The sequence below is a fragment of the Kiloniella majae genome (genome assembly GCF_002118315.1).
GTDB lineage: Bacteria > Pseudomonadota > Alphaproteobacteria > Kiloniellales > Kiloniellaceae > Kiloniella > Kiloniella majae.
The window spans coordinates 37,087-56,375 of record NZ_MTSZ01000005.1 but is presented as its reverse complement, the minus strand read 5'-3'; the positions used below and the strand labels follow the sequence as shown (position 1 = coordinate 56,375).

At 45.3% G+C, this 19,289-nt stretch carries 16 protein-coding genes; 10 read left to right on the top strand and 6 right to left on the bottom strand.

Going from position 1 to position 19,289, the window contains the following annotated elements:
• Nucleotides 1-15: 15 nt before the first annotated feature.
• The 3 genes from BKB51_RS14765 to BKB51_RS14755 all read left to right on the top strand — a co-directional run bounded on the left by BKB51_RS14765 (nucleotide 16) and on the right by BKB51_RS14755 (nucleotide 3,645).
• Nucleotides 16-522 (top strand): Lrp/AsnC family transcriptional regulator, encoded by a 507-nt coding sequence (locus BKB51_RS14765; RefSeq protein ID WP_085901890.1) that lies wholly within the window; start codon nucleotides 16-18, stop codon nucleotides 520-522.
• 131 nt (nucleotides 523-653) lie between these two features.
• Nucleotides 654-2,165 (top strand): NAD-dependent succinate-semialdehyde dehydrogenase, encoded by a 1,512-nt coding sequence (locus tag BKB51_RS14760; protein WP_085901889.1) that lies wholly within the window; start codon nucleotides 654-656, stop codon nucleotides 2,163-2,165.
• Between the two features lie 97 nt (nucleotides 2,166-2,262).
• Nucleotides 2,263-3,645: an aspartate aminotransferase family protein gene (locus BKB51_RS14755; RefSeq protein WP_085901888.1), complete on the top strand. Its 1,383-nt coding sequence runs from the start codon at nucleotides 2,263-2,265 to the stop codon at nucleotides 3,643-3,645.
• Nucleotides 3,646-3,708: 63 nt separating this feature from the next.
• On the opposite strand, the gene BKB51_RS14750 is transcribed toward BKB51_RS14755, so the two are convergent.
• Together BKB51_RS14750 and BKB51_RS14745 are read right to left on the bottom strand one after the other, a co-directional pair.
• Nucleotides 3,709-4,536, bottom strand: a complete 828-nt coding sequence (locus BKB51_RS14750) for a beta-keto acid cleavage family enzyme (protein WP_085901887.1) — start codon at nucleotides 4,534-4,536, stop codon at nucleotides 3,709-3,711.
• A 4-nt stretch (nucleotides 4,537-4,540) separates the two neighbouring features.
• The gene (locus BKB51_RS14745) at nucleotides 4,541-5,875 is read right to left on the bottom strand and encodes an aspartate aminotransferase family protein (RefSeq protein ID WP_085901886.1); all 1,335 of its coding nucleotides are present in this window, start codon (nucleotides 5,873-5,875) and stop codon (nucleotides 4,541-4,543) included.
• 145 nt (nucleotides 5,876-6,020) lie between these two features.
• Between BKB51_RS14745 and BKB51_RS14740 the strand changes: the two genes are divergently transcribed.
• The 5 genes from BKB51_RS14740 to BKB51_RS14720 all read left to right on the top strand — a co-directional run bounded on the left by BKB51_RS14740 (nucleotide 6,021) and on the right by BKB51_RS14720 (nucleotide 12,545).
• Nucleotides 6,021-6,914, top strand: coding sequence for a MurR/RpiR family transcriptional regulator (locus tag BKB51_RS14740; RefSeq protein ID WP_085901885.1), 894 nt, complete (start codon nucleotides 6,021-6,023; stop codon nucleotides 6,912-6,914).
• Between the two features lie 544 nt (nucleotides 6,915-7,458).
• Nucleotides 7,459-8,424, top strand: coding sequence for a TAXI family TRAP transporter solute-binding subunit (locus BKB51_RS14735; protein WP_085901884.1), 966 nt, complete (start codon nucleotides 7,459-7,461; stop codon nucleotides 8,422-8,424).
• Between the two features lie 191 nt (nucleotides 8,425-8,615).
• Nucleotides 8,616-11,435, top strand: coding sequence for a TRAP transporter permease (locus BKB51_RS14730; protein WP_085901883.1), 2,820 nt, complete (start codon nucleotides 8,616-8,618; stop codon nucleotides 11,433-11,435).
• A gap of 12 nt (nucleotides 11,436-11,447) precedes the next feature.
• Nucleotides 11,448-11,876, top strand: coding sequence for a universal stress protein (locus BKB51_RS14725; protein WP_085901882.1), 429 nt, complete (start codon nucleotides 11,448-11,450; stop codon nucleotides 11,874-11,876).
• A 267-nt stretch (nucleotides 11,877-12,143) separates the two neighbouring features.
• Nucleotides 12,144-12,545 (top strand): DoxX family protein, encoded by a 402-nt coding sequence (locus tag BKB51_RS14720; RefSeq protein ID WP_198946759.1) that lies wholly within the window; start codon nucleotides 12,144-12,146, stop codon nucleotides 12,543-12,545.
• A 72-nt stretch (nucleotides 12,546-12,617) separates the two neighbouring features.
• Here BKB51_RS14720 and BKB51_RS14715 read toward each other — a convergent pair whose 3' ends face one another.
• Together BKB51_RS14715 and BKB51_RS14710 are read right to left on the bottom strand one after the other, a co-directional pair.
• Nucleotides 12,618-13,865: a multidrug effflux MFS transporter gene (locus BKB51_RS14715; RefSeq protein WP_420843506.1), complete on the bottom strand. Its 1,248-nt coding sequence runs from the start codon at nucleotides 13,863-13,865 to the stop codon at nucleotides 12,618-12,620.
• Nucleotides 13,866-13,930: 65 nt separating this feature from the next.
• The gene (locus tag BKB51_RS14710; RefSeq protein ID WP_085901880.1) at nucleotides 13,931-14,842 is read right to left on the bottom strand and encodes a LysR substrate-binding domain-containing protein; all 912 of its coding nucleotides are present in this window, start codon (nucleotides 14,840-14,842) and stop codon (nucleotides 13,931-13,933) included.
• Nucleotides 14,843-14,970: 128 nt separating this feature from the next.
• Between BKB51_RS14710 and betC the strand changes: the two genes are divergently transcribed.
• Nucleotides 14,971-16,494 carry a choline-sulfatase gene (betC, locus tag BKB51_RS14705; protein ID WP_085901879.1) on the top strand — a complete coding sequence of 508 codons (1,524 nt, stop codon included), beginning with the start codon at nucleotides 14,971-14,973 and terminating at the stop codon, nucleotides 16,492-16,494.
• Nucleotides 16,495-16,763: 269 nt separating this feature from the next.
• Nucleotides 16,764-17,663, top strand: coding sequence for an ATP-binding protein (locus BKB51_RS14700; protein WP_085901878.1), 900 nt, complete (start codon nucleotides 16,764-16,766; stop codon nucleotides 17,661-17,663).
• A gap of 47 nt (nucleotides 17,664-17,710) precedes the next feature.
• On the opposite strand, the gene BKB51_RS14695 is transcribed toward BKB51_RS14700, so the two are convergent.
• Nucleotides 17,711-18,901, bottom strand: coding sequence for a PP2C family protein-serine/threonine phosphatase (locus tag BKB51_RS14695; protein ID WP_085901877.1), 1,191 nt, complete (start codon nucleotides 18,899-18,901; stop codon nucleotides 17,711-17,713).
• Nucleotides 18,902-18,963: 62 nt separating this feature from the next.
• The gene (locus tag BKB51_RS14690; protein ID WP_085901876.1) at nucleotides 18,964-19,272 is read right to left on the bottom strand and encodes an STAS domain-containing protein; all 309 of its coding nucleotides are present in this window, start codon (nucleotides 19,270-19,272) and stop codon (nucleotides 18,964-18,966) included.
• Nucleotides 19,273-19,289: the final 17 nt, after the last annotated feature.

Here is a 19,289-nt window from a genome sequence, read left to right as displayed (position 1 = left end):
AAGTAAGGGTTACGAATGTTCGCTGCTGGCCTTCGTCTTGATGATCGCGATATTGCAATTCTGAAGATACTACAGACCGAAGGGCGTATCACGAAGGCGGCTCTTGCAGAGCGTGTTAATTTATCTCCAACGCCTTGTTGGGGACGACTTCAGCGATTGGAAAAGGCTGGTGTCATTGAATCTTACGAAGCACGCTTATCGGTAAAGGTTTTTGCACCACTATCGTTTGTGTTTATGGAAGCAGAGCTGGGTAGCCATCAGACGGAAGATTTTGAGCGGTTTGAACAAGCCGTTCAAGACTATCCGGAAATACAGGAATGCTGGGCCGTTGGTGGTGGGCTTGATTATATTCTTAAAATTGTGGTCAAGGATGTTGATGGGTACCAGCGTTTTGTTGATCATTTGTTGGCAGCGAAGGTTGGTTTGAAACGCTACTTTACCTACGTGGTGACAAAGCCTGTAAAACAGAAAAATGCCTTGCCAATTGATTTACTGATTCAAGAGAAATCATCGAGTGAGTAGACGAAACATCTGATTTCGGTGCTCTAGGCGAAAGCTCTTCTTCTTTTTGTCTTTTCTTTAGACGCACTTTTTCTTTGAGATCCGACATGATGAGGCTGTGATATTAACGCAGTCAAACGGGTGATCTCAGGATGAGTAAACGAGCGCAGCAGGATACAGAAACGATAGATGAGAAGAAGAGATCAGTATCTCTTGCCTCCTTAAGTGATCCGCGGTTATTCAAACAGTTCAGCTATATTGATGGTCAGTGGTCAGATACCTTATCGGGCGAGAGCATTCCCGTGCACGATCCAGCTAATCAGGACGTGATTGGTACCGTACCGAGAATGAGCGCAACAGAGAGTAATAGTGCCGTTGATGCTGCACAGAAAGCTTTTCGAAAGTGGGCTTCTCTGTTGCCTCAGGATCGATCAGCTATTCTACGTCGTTGGTTTGAGCTATTGCACGAAAACCGGGAAGACCTTGCGCTGATCATGACTGTTGAGCAGGGGAAGCCAATATCCGAATCTCGGGGTGAAATTGACTATGCTGCTGACTTTATTGAATTCTATGCAGAGGAAGCAAAGCGTCCTAATATTGAGAACGTAACGTCTCATATGGCGGGTGGAGAAGTTGAAGTCTGGCGAGAGCCAGCCGGTGTTGCGGCACTGATCACACCGTGGAATTTTCCTTGCGCGATGATTACCCGTAAAGCTGCTGCGGCATTGGCGGCGGGCTGCAGTTGCGTTATCCATCCGTCAAAGGAGACACCTTTTTCTGCGACAGCTTTGGCTGAACTTGCAGAGCGTGCTGGCATTCCAGCTGGGGTTTTTAATGTCGTGACTGGTGAGCCTGGGGAAGTTGTCCCGGAATGGACATCTGATGAGCGGGTACAGGTGGTTTCCTTCACCGGGTCAACAGAAGTTGGGCGCTTGATTTATCAGCAGTCGGCGCCTTCTATCAAACAACTGGTACTGGAACTCGGTGGGCATGCCCCGTTTATTGTGTATGGGGATGCAGATATCGATCATGCGGTTTCATCGGCAATATCAGCCAAGTTCGCGACGTCGGGACAGGACTGTCTGGCTGCGAATAGAATTTTTATTGAACAGAGCGTCTATCAAGAATTCTCTAAAAAATTTATTGGGAAAGTTCAGGAGCTAAGCCTTGGTCGAGGGCTGGATGACCCGGATATCGGGCCGCTTATGAACGAGAACGCTGTTTTGAAGCAAGAGGCGCATGTCGCCGATGCTTTGGCCAGGGGGGCAAAACTTCTATGTGGCGGAAAACGTGATGCTCTTGGGGTCTTGTTTTATCAGCCAACTGTCCTGGGGGAAGTTCCCGCCGATGCGCTGATCAATCGCGAGGAGACTTTTGGTCCTGTTGCCTGTTTGACTGCCTTTGAAGCTGGTGAAGACATAATCGCCCGGGCAAATGAATCTGACTATGGATTGGTTGCTTATGTTCATAGCCGGGATCCCAAGAAAATTTACCGGGCAAGCCGTGATCTACAATACGGCATGGTTGCCATTAATCGGACAAAGGTAACGGGAGCACCTATTCCTTTTGGCGGAATGAAGCAATCAGGTTTGGGGCGCGAAGGCGCGCGTCAGGGCTTGGAAGCCTTTACGGAAATTAAATACGTTTGTCGCAATTACGCTTAAAGACATAGAACATTTACGGCTGAAATCAACAGACCAAAATGTTTCCAAAATGGTTAAGGCCAGAATACTTAAGGCCAGAATATTTAAGGAAAGTAACATGCTTAGAAATGATCAATTAGCCGAGTGGGATCGGGATAATTTTTTTCATCCTTCAACACATTTAGCCCAGTTCGCTCGTGGAGATTTGCAAAACCGGGTAATTGCCGGTGGAGAAGGTCTCTATATTGAGGATCGCGATGGCAACAAAACTCTGGACGCCTTTGCCGGACTTTACTGTGTGAACATTGGCTATGGTCGACAGGAAGTTGCGGATGCAATTGCGGCGCAGGCCAAAGAGCTTGCCTATTATCATTCTTATGTTGGACATGGGACTGAAGCATCGATTACGCTTGCTAAAATGATTTTGGACAGAGCGCCTGCGAACATGTCCAAAGTATATTTTGGTCTGTCAGGTTCAGACGCGAATGAGACCAATATCAAGTTGGTCTGGTACTATAATAATGTGTTGGACCGCCCTAAGAAAAAGAAGATCATTTCAAGATGGCGGGGGTATCACGGTTCTGGTCTTATGACTGGCTCTCTAACGGGACTTGAGCTGTTCCATAACAAGTTTGATCTGCCGTTATCGCAAGTTATTCACACTGATGCGCCCTATTATTTCCGGCGTGAAAAACTGGACCAGACAGAAGCTGAGTTTGTGCAGCAATGTGTCGATAGTCTGGAAGAACTGATTGCGCGGGAAGGTGCCGACACAATAGCGGCCTTTATTGGTGAGCCTGTTCTTGGGACGGGTGGTATCGTGCCGCCCCCTGCGGGGTATTGGAAGGCTATTCAGGCCGTGTTGAAAAAACACGATATTCTATTGATCGCTGATGAGGTTGTAACAGGCTTTGGTCGCCTGGGATCAATGTTTGGGTCTGACCACTATGATATCGAGCCGGATATTATTACGATCGCAAAAGGCTTAACATCAGCCTATGCGCCTTTATCCGGATCAATTGTATCCGAAAAGGTCTGGAAAGTGCTCGAAGACGGGACCGATAAGCTGGGACCGATTGGCCATGGCTGGACCTATTCGGCGCATCCGATTGGGGCTGCTGCGGGTGTCGCTAATCTAAAGCTGATTGATGAAATGAATCTGATCAGTAATGCACGCGAAATGGGGGCCTATTTTAACGAAGGTCTAAAAAGTGCTCTGTCTGATATTTCGATTGTTGGTGATGTCAGAGGGGAAGGTATTCTCTCGGCTATTGAATTTGTCAAAGATCGTGATGATCGCACTTTCTTTGATGCAGCCGACAAGATTGGGCCACAAATTGCCACTGCTTTATTGGAACGGAGTAAGGTTATTGGTCGTGCGATGCCGCAAGGTGATATTCTCGGTTTTGCCCCGCCGCTTTGCATGACACGGGAAGAGGCCGATATTATCATTGAAGCGGCCAGAGATGCCATTTCTTCTGTGGCAGAAAAAGTTCTTTAAAGATTGAAATTGTACGCCAACTATCCGGATATATTTTTATTCCGAATAGTTGGCGTATTTCCTTTAGGTAATGCCTAGTAGTTTTCGGGCTTCCTGTGCTGTCGCTATTGTCTTGCCCATGGCTAGTACATCCTCGCGAGTCTGTGCGATTATCTCTGCCGTCGAGATTGCTTCTTTACCAGACTTTAGGTGGGAATTATTTTCAAAACCAACGCGCGCGTGCCCGCCTTGTGCGATGGCTTCGGACGCGCATCGGGCTTCGTCATGGCCAAAGGCACAGACGAACCAAGGTCCCAAATTAAGGGTCTCTGGATCTTGTTTTATTTTCAGAAAAGGTGCGAGTTCTTCAACTTTGCCCAGGTTATCTGAAGCATAGCGACCCAGAACAAAAAGAAGAGACGGTTGTGCGGCGGGTATTAAGCCCTTTTTAGAAAGGTGCAAAAAGCGGTTGAAATCTTTCACATCGTAAAGGATATGTTGAACATGAACCGAGGTCTCCTGGGCCCAGTGGTAGAATTCAGATCCGTATGCTTCGTCACCGGCGGGCATCATTTCTTTCAAAGCAACACTGACAGCTTCGGGCTTGACGCTCTTGACGCAGTTGGCCTGTTCTTGGGGGCTAAATCGTCCGACGGCTTCTGTTGTTATCTGAACCAATAAATCACTGCCGATGGACTCTTTAATGCCTGAGAGAACTTCTGTGTAAAGGCCGGCATCAAGAACATGTTGTTGATCCTGGTCTCTGACATGTAGGTGGGCCATCGCTGCGCCTGCTTTTTGGCAGGCAATAGCCTCGTCTATGATTTGGGGAACTGTTACAGGCAGGTTCGGATGATCTGATCTGGTTTTTCTAGCACCATTCGGGGCCGCCATCAGGATGGTTGGTGACATCGTCTTAACTTTCTAGTGAATCAAAGACAGATGAAAAACTGGTAGCCAGCTTCTCGACAATTTCTTCAATATGTTCGTCTTCAATAATAAACGGCGGTGCCAGTAGAACGTGGTCGCCATTTTTACCGTCAATGGTCCCTGGCATGGGGTAACAGATCAGGCCGTTTTCAAAGGCCGCCTTTTTGATCTTCGCATGAACGGCGAGGCTTGGATCAAAGGGCGTTTTTGTTTCTCTGTCTCGCACGAGTTCAAGTGCAATGAAAAGACCGCGGCCTCTGATCTCACCAACAAAGGGGTGTTGCCCGAGTTTATCTGTTAGAGCCTGCATAAGCTGCTCAGAGCGTTCATTAACTTTGTCGAGAAGGTTGCGCTCTAACATTGTTGAGATAACAGCATATCCCGCGGCGCAGGCCGTGGGGTGGCCTTGGTAGGTATGACCGTGCTGGAAGAATCCGGACCCGTTTTCTATGGCGCTATAGACATTCCCGGTACACAACATGGCACCGATGGGTTGATATCCTGCGCCAAGTCCCTTTGCGATACAGAGAATATCCGGGGTTACGCCGTCGTGTTCACAGGCAAAGAGAGTGCCTGTGCGCCCCATGCCACACATGACTTCGTCGAGGATCAGCAGCACACCGTATTGGTCGCAGATTTCGCGTATGCGTTTTAAGTATCCGGGGGCTGCGGAAACCGCGCCCATTGTTGCCCCGACAACTGGCTCACAGATAAAGGCTGAAACTTTGTCTGGTCCAACTTTGAGGATCTCTGCCTCTAATCGATTTGCGGCACGTAACCCATAGGCCTCGTTGCTTTCCCCTTCTTGCTGGTCGCGGTAGGGGTAACAGGGGTCAATGTGTGACATAGGAACAAGCATTGGCATGAAGGGTTCGCGTCGCCATTTATTGCCGCCTGCGGAAAGCGCGCCAATGGTATTGCCGTGATAACTTTGCCAGCGGGCAATGACATGGGATCTATCATTGTCTCCTTGTTCCAGATGGTACTGGCGAGCCAGTTTTAGCGCGGCCTCTACGGCTTCTGAGCCACCGGAAACATAATAGACACGATCCAGCCCTTCTGGCGCATTTGCAATAAGAAGGTCGGCAAGCTTTTCTGCCGGTTCTGTTGTGAAAAAACCGGAATGAGCAAAAGCCAGTTGGTCCGTTTGTTTTTTTATGGCTTCCTGAACTGCTTGATCAGAGTGGCCAAGGCACGATACGGCTGCGCCGCCAGACCCATCAAAGTAACGTTTGCCGTTTTGATCTATGACGTAACAGCCTTCGCCTGCAACCGCCGTAGGCAGGTTGGCTTTGGTGTGGCGTGGAAATACGTGCCCCATGTTTATTTCTCCGGAAGCTCAAGGACAAAGCGAAACCTTTGCCAAATGCAAGGTATGACAAATAGAGTTCGCTAAAATATCGTTTGTGTCAATAAGTGAGATATAATAACATTTGTTATATTTTGGTGTGTTGATAGAGGATAAAATGAGTCTGGTAGATAAAGCCCGTATTGTTGAGCGCTTGACGAAAGAATTGAACGCTTATCCTCGTAGCTTACGCCGGGTTGCTATGTTTATCATCGATAATCCTGCGGAGTTTGGAATGAAATCTATCAGGGATTGTGCTGAAGCTACCAGTGTAAGTACCAATACCTTGGTTCGTTTGGCGCAAAAGCTGGGTTTTGAGAGTTACAATCAATTAAGGGAGCCATTCAGGGCCGCCTTAACAGCTAGCGCATCAAATTCAAATACGACACAGTGGGTGAATGAGCTTTATGATCGTGGCGGGATCGAACGCGTACGAGCGGATACTGTTACCAGTGTAATTGGTAATGTTACAGAAGCTCTGAGGCATAATGAGGCCGAGGATATAGAGCAGGCCGCTGAAATGATCCTGAGCGCAAGAAGCGTATATTTGATGGGAACGCGCGCGCCTTACACGTTAATACATTACCTCTATTACGTTGGTCGGATGGCGTTGCCTAATCTAATTGTGACACCGGGGCATGCGAATTCGCCTGTGGATGAAATCCTGACTGTTGAGGCCGAGGATGTGGTGCTCGCGGTTTCGATTTCTCCCTTTTCAAGAGAAACGATTGAAGCATGCAAAATTGCCAAATCCAGGGGGGCTAAGTTGATCCTGATGTCTGATAGCACAGCGAATTCTCTTCCACTCAAGCCGGATGTAACCTTGATCTCACCGATCACCACGCCTCGGAACTATAAAGACTTTGTCGGGTTTGACAGTTTTGTTGGCTTTTTTGCGTTAGCAGAGTGGCTTATGACAACTTTGGTTGAAAAAGGTGCGCCGGATACAAAGCAAAGAATCCAGAATTTTAACGAATACCGTAAAGAGACAAATGTCTTCTGGAAGTCTTGAGAGGCTTCATTCCCAAAGATGTGTGTAAACCAAGGTTTTTTGCGGCTTGTGAACGTGAAGCTCAAAAAAAGAACAAATGTTATCTGTTGACTGTAAATATTACATACGCAACCATGTAAGGTATAAGAACTCGCAAAGTAGTTCATCAGACAGGGAAAAATATGAATTGGCTATTTCTTTAGTGTTGGCTTTGACGTAAGCTAACCACATGAAACGAAAGTAGATTCGAAAAGGTACTAACGGATCCAAGATACTTTTTCGTAGTGTTCTGAACAGGCTTTGTTCAGGGGCTACTGCCAAAAACAAAAATTTACCTGTCAGGACAAAAGAATTCTACGGTGCTTTTGCATCGTGGTTACCATTGGAACCTCGTTCATAAGGGATTCTTAATGGTTTGGAAATTTAGCCGTCATGAATTTGATGGCTAATAGTATTCGATTGTGGTTCGGCACATGAATATGACTGTGGGATAAAACAGCTGAAAAAGTTGATATTCTGCAAGATACTTAGAGTTATTTAAAAAGCATGAAACCAAGGAGTAGGCATGTTTGTAAAAAAAATGGCAATGACAGCGATTGCTGGTGCGGCATTGATGGCATCTTCTGCTTATGCTGACACAAATCACGTTGTGATCGGTACAGGTGGTCAGACAGGCGTATATTACCAAGTTGGTGGTGCAATCTGCCGTTTGGTGAACAAAGGTACCAAAGATCACGAAATCAATTGTACTCATAAAACGGGTGGCTCTGTTACTAACATCAATAGCTTGCGCGCTGGCGATATTGATATGGGTGTTGCTCAATCTGATTGGCAATATCATGGCTATAATGGCACTGCTCCTGAAAAGTTCCCTGATGGTGCTTATCCAGAAATGCGTGCTGTTTTCTCTGTTCACCCAGAGCCATTTACAGTGGTTGCTCGTTCAGATTCAGGGATCAAAACCTTTGATGATCTGAAGGGTAAAAAAGTAAACGTTGGTGATCCAGGATCTGGTGCCCGCGGAACGATGGAAGTTCTCATGGCCAAGATGGGTTGGGAAATGAGTGATTTTTCTCTCGCTTCCGAATTGAAATCTTCCGAGCAGGCTGCAGCCCTTTGTGATGGCAAAGTTGATGCGATTGTGTTCACTGTTGGCCACCCAAGCGGAACAATCAAAGAAGCGACAACTTCTTGTGATTCAGTTTTGATTGATGTTGATAACGCAGAAGCGAAAAAACTTGCAACTGATAACGATTATTATGCAATGGCGTCTATCAAAGGTGGTACTTACAATGGTACTGACCGTGACGTAACAACATTTGGTGTTGGCGCAACGTTTATCAGTTCTACTGCAGCGGATGAAGAAACCATTTATCAGATGGTTAAAGCTGTGTTTGATAACTTCAAGCGCTTCAAGAAAATGCATCCTGCATTCGCTAACCTTAAAGAAGAAGACATGATTATCAATAATCTGTCTGCTCCTCTACATGATGGCGCAATTCGCTATTATAAAGAGCGCGGCTGGATGTAATCAGTCGCATGGAATTTAGGGCGGGAAAGCATTAGCTTTCCTGCCCTTTTTCTAATTTTAAAACACATGCCTTTAAAAATTCAAAGCTGCTAAATTAATTTCGATAGCACCATCAAGTGAAAAATACTTAAATAAATAACTTTAGGTAATGTGTATTCAGCCCTCTGGCGCAGAAAACAGGGATATGGGGAATGGCATCAGAAAATACTGAAAATGTACAAATGAGTGACGAAGAATTACAAGATCTCGTCGCTTCTACAGATACAGGCGGAAGAGTTCCGTCAAGTCGTAATATTGTTATATTAATGGCCGTTACAGCATTGGTTTGGTCTATTTTCCAAGTTTGGATTGCCTCTCCTATATCTTATAATATTGGCTGGGGTGTCTTCCCGAGTAAGGAAGCGCGAACAATCCACCTTGGATTTGCAGTTTTTCTGGCATTTTTAGCTTACCCGGCTTTTTCAAAATCTCCGCGCCGCAGTATTCCTATTCTGGATTGGGGGTTAGCAATCGTTGGCGCTATTTGTGCGCTGTATCCCTATATAGCTGACAGTGCTTTGGGCGATATCTTATTTGGAAATCAACTGTCCAATCGTGCCGGTAATCCTAACGAGATAGATATTGTTGTATCTGTCATTGGGATGATTCTTTTATTAGAAGCAACACGTCGGGCTTTAGGGCCTCCTCTTATGGTCGTCGCAATGGTTTTTCTCGGCTATACATTTTTGGGGCCATTCGCGCCTGATTTGATCGCCTGGAAAGGGTCTTCCTTTGGCGGTACTGTTGATAAACAGTGGACTTCAACCGACGGTGTTTTTGGTATTGCTTTGGGCGTGTCGACGGATCTCGTATTCCTCTTCGTGCTGTTCGGCGCTTTACTTGATCGCGCGGGTGCGGGTAACTATTTCATCAAGGTAGCTTTTTCTTTGATGGGGCACTTCAGCGGCGGACCAGCAAAAGCTGCGGTTGTTGCTTCTGGTATGACGGGTCTTATTTCCGGCTCTTCAATCGCTAACGTTGTGACCACTGGTACGTTCACTATTCCTATGATGAAGCGCGTTGGTTTTAATGCGGAAAAATCAGGGGCGGTCGAAGTTGCATCTTCTGTAAATGGACAGATTATGCCGCCTGTTATGGGGGCTGCTGCTTTCTTGATGGTGGAATATGTAAACATTCCATATTTTGATGTCGTCAAACATGCCTTCTTACCTGCAATAATTTCTTATATTGCCCTTGTGTACATCGTACATCTCGAAGCTCAGAAATTGAACATGCAGGGCTTGGCGCGATCTGGTGATCGAAAATCTACTAAAGACGTTTTGCTTTCATGGGCAATTACACTTTCAGCCATCATGGTAATGGCTGGGGGACTTGCTTACGTTTCAGATGCCTATCAGGTGCTAGAAACTACAACGGCACGTCTTGGCGCTGTGTTGGCAATTGTGATCGCACAGTTTGTGATCGTAAAAGTCCTTAAGGGTAGTTCAAGTAATGCTGTTTATGCCAAAACGATCTCAACAGGAGCAATTATTCTTGGGAACATGGTTATTGGTTCCTTTGGCTTGTTCTATCTAGTTGACGTTGTTCAAGATGTTGCCGGAAAAGAGCTTTCCTGGTGGATAATCGCGGCAGGGATTCTCGTGGTATATGTCTTCCTTGCTCGCTATAGTTCGTCTTATCCCGATCTAGAGGTTGATGATCCCAACCAACCAGTTTCGAAGTTACCAGAAGTCGGACCAACTGTTAAATCTGGGCTGCACTTTCTTTTACCTGTCGTGGTTTTGATCTGGTTCTTGATGGTAGAGCGAGCTTCTCCATCCTTGTCGGCTTATTATGCTACTGTCTTGATGCTCTTCATCCTGTTCACTCAACGCTATCTTTTTGCATTCTTCAGAAAAGAAGCGAAAACAGGAACCATTAAACGTGGTTTGAACGAGTTGGTTGAAGGCATGATTGCTGGTGGCCGGAACATGATTGGTATTGGCATCGCCACTGCTGCGGCGGGTATTATTGTTGGTGCTGTTGACCAAACAGGTGTCGGCGGCAAATTGGCTGCATTGGTCGAGTTTTTATCACTCGGTCATATCATGTTGATACTGTTTTGGACTGCTATTCTCAGCTTGATTCTGGGTATGGGATTGCCAACTACAGCTAACTATATTGTGGTGTCTTCTCTATTGGCCCCGGTAATTGTAGCTTTAGGACAGCAAAATGGACTGATTGTTCCGCTTATCGCAGTTCATATGTTTGTGTTTTACTTCGGGATTATGGCAGATGTGACGCCTCCGGTCGGGTTAGCCTCGTTTGCGGCAGCTGCAATTTCCGGCGGTGATCCTATTCGTACAGGATTTGTTGCATTTTTCTATTCTCTTCGTACGGCGCTATTACCGTTCCTTTTCATCTTTAATACCGATCTTCTGTTAATTGATGTTTCTCCTTTGGAGGGAGTCTTTATTTTCATTGTGGCGACGGCAGCAATGTTAATTTTTACTGCAGGCTCTCAAGGGTTTTTCCTCGCGAAATCTAAGCTTTGGGAATCTGCGGCTCTTATTCTGATTGCCTTCACACTTTTCCGTCCAGGATTCTGGATGGATTATGTGTATCCGCCTTATGAAGAACGTGGTGGTGCAGGGCTTGTTCAGGCCCTGGGAGAAGCTACTGTTGGCGATAAAATGCGTATTATTGTTGATGGAGTTGATGATGTTGGTGAGCCCGTGACTTTGACCATGGTTTTAACTGTTGGTGATGAAGAAACAGGCCAAGAGCGTCTTGAAGGGTACGGACTTGAGATTCTTGAACAGGATGGTAGTTACATCGTAGATGGCACGACCTTTGATAGTCAGGCTGAAAAAGCAGGCTTTGATTTCGATCAGGTGATTACATCTGTTGGAGCGCCTGTTGATCGTCCTGCAAAACAGCTGTTCTTTATTCCAGCCTTATTGCTGTTGGGCTTAATCATCATGCTTCAGCGTCGTCGTCGTGATCTTCTTGCTCAAACCGCAACTGCTTAGTGGAGAAAAATAATGTTTAAACATATTCTATTGGCAGTCGATCTTGATCAAAAAGATAGCTGGGGTAAGGCACTTCCGACCAGTGTTGAATATGCCAAAGCTTTTGGATCAACACTTCATATCATGACGGTTGTTCCCAATTTTGGTAGCAGCATTGTGAGCTCTTTTTTCCCCAAGGATCATGAAGAACAGATGATGGAAGGAGCAAACAAAGCGTTGCACAAGTTTGTCGATGACAATATTCCTGATGATATCAAGGTCCAGCACATTATTGGACACGGAAATGCTTATGAAGAAATTCTGCGCATTTCCGAAGAGATAAGTTCTGATGTAATTATCATGGGGGCACATCGTCCGCGGATGGAAGATTATCTGTTGGGGCCAAACGCTGCGCGGGTTGTTCGTCATGCTAAATGCTCTGTTTTGGTGGTCCGTGATTAACGATGGCTAAGTCTCGCTAAGTAGTAGATGAACAGGCCCAGTCATGAAAATGGCTGGGCCTGTTTTGTATTCGTTGGCTGTGAAATTTCCAGAAGCCATTGAAAAGATGGACCTTCTTTTTTTGTTGTGTCATCATAACCGAAAGCCTTTTCTTTTTGATGGGAACAAATCAAAGAGCCTGGCAAGACGGAACAACTGATAAATAGGGCACTTTTTCTTTAGATAAAAAATGCTCTAACAGCGTGAAAACGCTAGGGGGATAGATAGATGGGCATTTTTCATAATTCGTCATTAGGGTTATTTCTTCTGCGCCTTGGTCTTGGCGGTATGATGATCTTGCACGGTATCCACAAGTTGGGTAATCCGGGTTCAATTCAGTTTATTGGCGGTAAGTTAACCTCTATGGGGCTGCCTGAATTTATGGCTTATGGGGTGTTCGCTGGTGAAGTGATCGCACCGCTTCTGATTATCGCGGGTTTTTATTCAAGGCTTGGGTCTTTGCTGGTTGCGGTGAATATGATTTTCGCGCTGGTGTTGGTTCATAGCCACCAATTGTTACTTTTGAATAATCAAGGGGGCTGGCAATTGGAACTTCAAGGCTTCTTCTTGATTACAGCCTTGGCACTTCTTTTCACAGGCAGTGGACGCTTCGCTATTAAGCCAGATTAAGCAAGCCTGACTAAGACCTCATAAAGCAGCGCACAAAATCTTTGTGCGCTGCTTTATCTTTTAAATCGATTGTTATGTAAGTTGTGTTTCGGGCTGTTTTTCGACCCAGAGCATGATGCCCAACGAGATCAGGCCGAGGATAGCAAAGGAATAAACCAGGGGTAAAACCGTGGTGTCGTAGTTTTGTCCAATGGCAATGCCGATCGCCATGCAGATATACGTTGTGAGGGACCCGACAACGGCTGAACCAAGGCCCGCAAGCTTGCCAAGTGGTTCCATGGCGAGCGTATTGAAGTTGCCGAACAGGATACCAATACAAAAGAAACTGAGCATCATATAGATCATAAATGACCAAAGCTGTGGTTGACCTGAAGCCATAGTTGCCGGGATCAAAAACAGGATCGCTAGAACTGTCATGATGATCAGGGCAATTTTTGACAATTTCCTCATGCCAAATTTCATTACAAGGTTTGCGTTGGTCAGTGAAGCCGCACCGATAGACAGAGACAGGATCGCAAAATAGAGCGGGAAAAGATCTGTGATGCCGTATATATCCTGAAAGATCTGTTGGGCACTGGTTAGGTAGCCTATAAAGGCTCCAAAAATAATTCCGGCAGCGAGGGTATAGGCCAAAGCCTGTTTATTCGTGAGGATTGTTTTTAATCCATTCCAGAAATGTTCAAATGTCAGGGAAACACGGTTTTCTTTTGCAAGGGTTTCCGGCTGTCTGCAGGCAAACCAGAAGAGAACAATGCTGGCAAGTAGGAAGAAGCTGTAAAAGATCGCCTGCCAATCAAAGAACATCATGATTGAGAGCCCCAGTGCGGGTGCAATCGTTGGCACAATAATAAAGACAGCCATAATAAATGACATGATCCGTGCCATGGCACGGCCTTCGAATTGATCCCTAACAAGGGCAACTGAAATAGTTCGCGGGCCGGAAGCCCCGACACCCTGAAGTAAACGCCCAAGTAGCATAATGTTAAAGTCACTGGCTGTTGCAGAAATGATTGAGCCAATGATGAAGATTGTTAAGCCGCAATAGATAACTGGCTTTCGGCCAATGCTATCTGACCAGGGGCCAAAGAAAATCTGCCCTGTCGCCAGTCCAAAAAATATGATGCCGATTACCAATTGCACGTCGTTGGGGTTTGTGACGGCGAGCTCCTGTCCTAACAATGGCAAAGCTGGCATAACTGCATCAATGGATAGTGCAACTAATGACATTAAAAAAGCCATGAGTGCTATGAATTCCCCTGAACTAAGAGGGGTTGTGGGGCGTGCAAATGGCATGGAACTCTCAAAAAGGTATAAATCTATACCCCTTCATATAAGAGTTCTTATAAGGTGGGGCAAGTATAGGTGTTCTTGGCAATTTACTCGTATCAGGCAGAGTTTTCTTTTATCCAGCTGTAAACCTTTTTGACGTGTGGGGACGCATCTTCTCTAAGCTGGAGGCAATAAGATCTGTCACTTCGTACTGATTGCGGCCAGGCTATTACAAGCTCTTTCTGTTCTAACTGCTCTTCAATAAGGCCTTTCCAGCCAAGAGCAAGGCCCTGATTTTTGATGGCAGCCTGTAAGACCAGGCTGTAGTTACTTAGACCGATCGCTGTTGATTGTTGTGATTTTGTTACTCCTTGTTGTTTTAGCCAGCTATCCCAGTTGTGCCATCCGGCATCCGGAGAAGCTGTTAAATCAAGTAAAGGATTATTCCCGATGTCTGTGGCACTTTGGAACGGGCCGTGATCGGCCAGAAATTTAGGGCTGCAGATTGCAAAAACTTCTTCTTCAAAAAGAACATGATGTCGTGTGTCTGGAGTGGGTGATTGTTTAAGTGAGATAATCAGGTCGCTTTGAAAATCTAATGGATTGTCGGGTGTTTGGGATGTGAAAACCTGAATGTCGAGGCCGTGTAAATCGCTTCTCAGACCTGCTAAACGGGGGACTAACCAGTGCCCGGCAAAGGCAAAATCGGTACTGATGCGAACCTGTTTTGTTGATTTTCTGCTTTGGATATTATCGAAAATATCGCGGAAAGATTGGAAGTTTGTATGTGTTGCTTCGAAGAGTGCTTTGCCTGTCGGCGTTAGTTTCACACCACGGTTTTGCCTTAAAAAGAGGGGTTCCCCCACAAAGGTTTCCAGGCGTTTGATTTTTTGACTAAGGGCAGGCTGTGTTATGTTTAGGTGCTCAGCTGCTTTTGTTAGGCTGCCCAGCCTGCTTGCGGCATCAAAAGCGTGGAGTTCAGCAATGTGCGTGTGAACTTTGTTATCTAAATTATTTATGGCAGCCATATGGAATCTCAATCTACAAGCTAGAATTCATTTAACATATAATTTTGATCGTAATTTTTGTTATGTCTTGTGGTCAATCGAATTATCGATATCGCGATTGATCATTTTTTTGATAGAGGATCTCGGTAATGAGTGCACAACCAAACATTTTGATCATCATGGTTGATCAGTTAAATGGAACATTATTCCCGGATGGACCAGCCGATTTTCTACATGCGCCGCATCTTAAGGCCTTGGCAGAAAAATCTGTGCGCTTTCAAAATAACTATACCGCAAGCCCTCTTTGCGCGCCGGGGCGTGCATCATTTATGGCAGGGCAATTACCTTCGAGGACGAGAGTCTATGATAATGCCGCCGAGTATGCATCAGACATTCCGACCTATGCGCATCATCTGCGGCGGGCAGGGTACTATACCTGCCTGAGTGGGAAGATGCATTTCGTTGGACCAGATCAGCTTCATGGTTTTGAAGATCGTCTGACGACCGATATCTATCCGGCTGATTTTGGATGGACGCCTGACTACAGAAAACCCGGCGAGCGCATTGACTGGTGGTATCATAATCTTGGCTCGGTCACCGAGGCCGGAGTTGCTGAAATCAGTAACCAGATGGAATATGATGATGAAGTTGCTTTTCATGCCCAGCAAAAGCTTTATCAACTTGCCCGTGAACAAGGTGAAGAAAAGCGCCCTTGGTGCCTAACGGTTAGTTTTACGCATCCACATGATCCCTACGTTGCCCGTCGCGAGTTTTGGGATCTTTATAACGATTGTGAGCATCTGGAACCGACGGTTAAGCAAATACAGTATGATGATCAGGATCCGCATTCTCAACGTATATACCTTGCAAATGACTATGAAAATTTCGATATCACGCCAGAGAATGTGAGACGATCACGCCAGGCATACTTCGCAAACATTTCCTACCTTGATCAGAAGGTTGGTGAATTCGTTAGTATTCTTGATCGTTGTCGGATGCGCGATGACACCATTATTGTTTTCTGTTCTGATCATGGTGATATGCTGGGTGAGCGCGGGCTCTGGTTTAAGATGAACTTCTTTGAAGGGTCGGCGCGTGTTCCCTTGATGATTTCAGTTCCAAAGGGCGAAACGGGTCTGGTCAATACGCCTGTTTCAAACCTTGATGTGGTTCCGACTCTTGCTGATCTTGCCGGTGTTGATTTGAGCCAGGTTGAACCCTGGACAGACGGTGAGAGCCTAATCCCGCTGATGAAGGGGGGGGAGCGCACAAGTCCGGTTTATATGGAATATGCAGCAGAAGGTTCTTATGCACCGCTGGTTTCTATTCGCGAAGGACAATATAAATTCACACATTGTGAACTGGATCCGCCGCAACTCTTTGATCTTGCCGCTGACCCTCATGAATTAAATAACTTGGCTGAAGATGATGGTTATGTTGATTTGGTCCAAGCGTTTATGGCGAAAGTCAGGAAAAGATGGGACATGGCTTTGTTTGATGCGCAGGTACGTGAAAGCCAGGCACGTCGCTGGGTTGTCTACAAAGCTTTGCGAAATGGCGGGTATTTCCCATGGGACTTCCAGCCCTTGCAAAAAGCATCAGAGCGCTACATGCGGAACCATATGGATTTGAACATTCTTGAAGAGGGGGCCCGCTTTCCACGTGGCGAATAATTAGAGTTCGGACTCGTTTCTCAAATGACATACCTTTTACCTGAGGAAGTCATTTGAGAGACCTGTTTGTTTTCCTTTTATTTCTTTGATATCTCTAAATATATTCCGAGGAGTATTGGTAAATTGATTTCACAGATTTAGTTTTGTTTTTGATGTGAAAAACACCTATAGGTAGTTGGCTCTTTATCCTTTGTTTATATTCTCGTGAGTAAACTAAAGGACAGTATTTTCTATATTGCCGATGATCATACAGGGATCAGGGGGAATTAATGAATTCTAAAGAGCCGCGCATACTCTTGATAGAGCCGGATGAGCTTGCCCGGAATGAGATTTTAAATTTTTTGATCGAAAAAAATTATGATGTCGTCTGTTCTTTAGAGCCCGACACTATTCTTTTGGACAACAGTTTGAAAAAAGATCCTGTCGGTTTAATTCTGATATCGGATGATTATGATCGTCACCTCTTGTCCGAATCATCACTTGTGATGGGAGCGTCTAAAAAGTTACCACAACAAATTCCTGCGGTTGTGATGACCGAGATTGATAGCCGTAAATCACCTTTGGAATTAGTTGTTCACAACTGGTTTCACACAATTAAAAAGCCCTGTGATACAGATATTTTATATTCTGTAACCTGTGCGGCAATTAATCAATTTAATCACGTGCGAAGCTTGTTGACTGAAATAGAAACCCGCAGTTCGGCAATTGGTTTGATTACATCGGGAACATTTGAATTCAAAACGGTGGATCAGGCTCGCAATTTAACAACGATGTTGAGTTTAGCTTGTCCGGGGGCTGATGGCATTGTGATTGGCTTGAACGAGTTATTGCACAATGCCGTTGAGCATGGAAATCTTGAGATTGGCTATAATTTAAAAACAGAATTACTTGAAACCAGCCGTCTTTATGATGAAATTCAAAATCGTCTCAAGATGGAACCTTATAACAAAAGGGTCGTAAAGGTCAGTTATACACGAAACGAGAATGAAATCGTCTTTGTCATTGAAGATGAGGGCAAAGGATTTAACTGGAAAAAATACCTGACGATCGATGACGAAAGGATCCGTTCAAATCATGGCAGAGGGATTGCGCTTGCAAAAATGATGGCTTTTACGGAACTCAATTATAATGACAAAGGTAACAGGGTTACGGCTAGGATTGCTCTCTAACTTGGGAAAATCCTCTATTGAAAACCAAATATCTTAAGTCAGTAACGTTATAAATAGTCAAAGCAAATAGCCGTCAAATCATCTCTTAAGTCATTGCCACCATTTTCAAAAAAAGAAGCAATCAGTTGATCCAATAGCTGAGAGTTTGCTTTGCTTCTGGTAAGATTTTTCACAAGATTTATTAATTCTTCTCCTTCCAAAAACGTACCATCATTCAACTTGGTTTCGATCAAAGCGTCACTAAAGGAAAAGAGAAAATGGTTTTCTGTAAAGGGAACCGTTTGCAAGTCGTAAGTTGCGACTTTGCTCACGCCAAGGGGTAATCCTGTTGTATCAAGGTAGGTAAATTCTTCGGGTTTTTCCCAAATACCATAAATTGGGGGAGGCGCAGCAGCACCTGCGTAGCTTAACGTGTTATCTTCTGGTGAGATCAATCCGATAATCATGGTTGCGTACTGTCCGGTGGGCAGCATGTCACAAAGGTTTTGATTAATATCGGAGAGTAGCTGATCGGGCTTTTGCCATGCTTCACCCACATTGAAAAGAAGTGTGTGTAATCGAATGGTATTCAGGGCTGAGACAACACCGTGTCCTGAGAAGTCAGTGACATAGAAGCCGATGGAACTATTTTCTAGAACGTTAGCCCCCCAAAAATCACCCCCAAGTTCTGATGAAGGCTGGCAAACAGAGGAAATATTGAGGCCCGTTTGTGCACGTATTTCCCGTAGATTTTGTGGGGATGGTAAAATGTTTTGTTGTACGTCTTTTGCTGTCGCCAGTTCGTCGGCCACTCGGGCTCGGTATTTTTCTCGATTTTCGGTTAAAATAAGATTCTTGAGGTGCAGCTTTGTCCTGATCACAAGTTCGAGTGCGTTGACAGGTTTTGTGACCAAATCACTAGCCCCTGCAGCAAAGGCTTTCAAACGTTCTTCATTATCGTGCATGGCTGTTTGAACGATAATGGGAATGGCTGCGGTGTCCTCAATTTCTCGAACCAGACGGCATACCTCCATACCATCCATAATTGGCATCATGAGATCGAGAATAATAATATCCGGAGGGTTGGCCGTAACCTTGAGCATGGCTTCCTGACCATTTTCTGCGTGTTCAATATTGGTGAACCCGGCCTGACGTAAAATACTAGTAATAAGATCACGCAATAGTTTGACATCATCGACAACCAGAATTTGTCGATTTGCGATGACGTCAAAAGCAATGTCGTTTGAGCTATTGGGCATTCAGCTTGGACTAATATCTGTTTAGGGTGAGTTTATTGTCTGGCTTATTTCGGTGCGGTCTCTTATGCATTTGTAATCGTTACAATGGTTTCCAGCTTTGCCAGCGTGAACATTTTTTGAACCTTTTCCCTTGGGTTGCTTATTGAAAATTTCCAACCCTCTTCGCCAGCCCTTTCATTAGCGACCAGAAACATACCCAAACCTGCTGAATCAATATATTCTACATCTTGCAAATCTAGCTGTATTGAGCGGGTGCCTGTTTTTACTGCATCGTCGATCATGTTGCGAAATGTGGGATGATCCGTGAAGGTGAATTCACCTGTCATAACACATTTCAGTACGGTTCCGTCTGGCTTAAACGAGTAGTCCATTTAGCGGTGTCCTTCCC

Coding starts and splice junctions, on each gene's coding strand:
- BKB51_RS14765 (WP_085901890.1), top strand. CDS start 16: ATGTTCGCTGCTGGCCTTCGTCTTGATGATCGCGATATTGCAATTCTG.
- BKB51_RS14760 (WP_085901889.1), top strand. CDS start 654: ATGAGTAAACGAGCGCAGCAGGATACAGAAACGATAGATGAGAAGAAG.
- BKB51_RS14755 (WP_085901888.1), top strand. CDS start 2,263: ATGCTTAGAAATGATCAATTAGCCGAGTGGGATCGGGATAATTTTTTT.
- BKB51_RS14750 (WP_085901887.1), bottom strand. CDS start 4,536: ATGTCACCAACCATCCTGATGGCGGCCCCGAATGGTGCTAGAAAAACC.
- BKB51_RS14745 (WP_085901886.1), bottom strand. CDS start 5,875: ATGGGGCACGTATTTCCACGCCACACCAAAGCCAACCTGCCTACGGCG.
- BKB51_RS14740 (WP_085901885.1), top strand. CDS start 6,021: ATGAGTCTGGTAGATAAAGCCCGTATTGTTGAGCGCTTGACGAAAGAA.
- BKB51_RS14735 (WP_085901884.1), top strand. CDS start 7,459: ATGTTTGTAAAAAAAATGGCAATGACAGCGATTGCTGGTGCGGCATTG.
- BKB51_RS14730 (WP_085901883.1), top strand. CDS start 8,616: ATGGCATCAGAAAATACTGAAAATGTACAAATGAGTGACGAAGAATTA.
- BKB51_RS14725 (WP_085901882.1), top strand. CDS start 11,448: ATGTTTAAACATATTCTATTGGCAGTCGATCTTGATCAAAAAGATAGC.
- BKB51_RS14720 (WP_198946759.1), top strand. CDS start 12,144: ATGGGCATTTTTCATAATTCGTCATTAGGGTTATTTCTTCTGCGCCTT.
- BKB51_RS14710 (WP_085901880.1), bottom strand. CDS start 14,842: ATGGCTGCCATAAATAATTTAGATAACAAAGTTCACACGCACATTGCT.
- betC (WP_085901879.1), top strand. CDS start 14,971: ATGAGTGCACAACCAAACATTTTGATCATCATGGTTGATCAGTTAAAT.
- BKB51_RS14700 (WP_085901878.1), top strand. CDS start 16,764: ATGAATTCTAAAGAGCCGCGCATACTCTTGATAGAGCCGGATGAGCTT.
- BKB51_RS14695 (WP_085901877.1), bottom strand. CDS start 18,901: ATGCCCAATAGCTCAAACGACATTGCTTTTGACGTCATCGCAAATCGA.
- BKB51_RS14690 (WP_085901876.1), bottom strand. CDS start 19,272: ATGGACTACTCGTTTAAGCCAGACGGAACCGTACTGAAATGTGTTATG.